Raw genomic sequence first — 1,082 nt, 5'->3', positions numbered from 1 at the left:
TCCTCATAGTATTTTGTTATTTTTCTAGGTTGTTGGCACCCGGTTATAGCCAATAAAATAATCCCTACTACAAAAAAAAGCTTATTCATATTTCTTTTTTATCGCATTTGCAGTCTAGTATCTTCTAATTAAAATAATCTACATATAAGTATTTTTAGAATGAATTTATTAACACCGTCAAAGAGTATAACACCTAAATACTTGACCTGTTTAATTTTCCAAAAAAGACAAAAGTACTACTTTTCATCTATCACTTGAACAGAGCCTTTTACTTTCGCTTCATTACTTAATATTCGAGTTTTACCATCTTTATAATAATTATTTAAAAAGACAATATCTTCCACATAACCATCTATAATAAAGCTTCCTTTTTCTTTAAATTCTAGATAAAAAGGGATTTTTTTTTCGTTATCATTCAGTGGAACAAAAGTATCCAATTTAACAGTCTTAAGCTCCTGAATAGTATGTTCTCTTTTAAAAATTCCTAAATACAAACGAATCGAACGATAATCTTTATCCCCAAGGTGTAATGTATCTAATTGAGAACTATATTCGAACTCACCATATATCTTTGAATTAACCTTAGGATTTTTCGACAATTCTAATTTAAAATATTCATCCCCGTTTTTACTTACTAAATGGCATCCATTAACTAAAAAGGCTATTAAGATAAGATATAACTTATTGTTTATTATTAAATTCATCCCTTCTCTTTTGTCTAAGTTCTTCATTTTTTCTTTTAATGTTTTCCTGAACCCTTAAAGAGTCTGTTACATATACAGCTGTGTCTTTTTTTACACTCATTCCACTTTGTTGAATTCTCCCATACGCCCTCCATACGCTCCAACTATATAGTCTTTCTATAGATATAATCACTTTCGGTTCTTCTTCCACATACACATCATTAGTGTCACTGATTATAGAATCTTCCTCTATTTCATTTTCAAATCCAAAAGCGTTGCTTAGTTTTTCATAATGCCCGATGGCTGATTTTAGGTTTAAGGTAAACCTGTAGATAGATTGCATTACATTTCCTGATATTTGTTTAAAAGTCCCCATTCTGCTTCCTACACCGGGATCGT

At 30.0% G+C, this 1,082-nt stretch carries 2 protein-coding genes; both read right to left on the bottom strand.

Features of this window, described 5'->3' with window-relative positions:
- Positions 1-236: 236 nt before the first annotated feature.
- Entirely contained in the window at positions 237-731 is a 495-nt protein-coding gene (locus ACFSTE_RS15275; RefSeq protein ID WP_378253751.1) for a hypothetical protein, read from the bottom strand.
- A partial coding sequence (locus ACFSTE_RS15270) for a hypothetical protein (RefSeq protein ID WP_378298239.1) occupies positions 682-1,082 on the bottom strand: 401 nt, incomplete at its 5' end. The genes ACFSTE_RS15270 and ACFSTE_RS15275, both read right to left, overlap by 50 nt.

The organism is Aquimarina hainanensis (assembly GCF_042684685.1).
GTDB lineage: Bacteria > Bacteroidota > Bacteroidia > Flavobacteriales > Flavobacteriaceae > Aquimarina > Aquimarina hainanensis.
Note: the sequence above shows the minus strand (reverse complement) of the source record. Positions and strands in the feature narration are given on the sequence as shown.

What these genes read in the sequence shown, in the direction of transcription:
- ACFSTE_RS15275 (WP_378253751.1), bottom strand. Translation starts at nt 731, where the DNA reads ATGAAGAACTTAGACAAAAGAGAAGGGATGAATTTAATAATAAACAAT.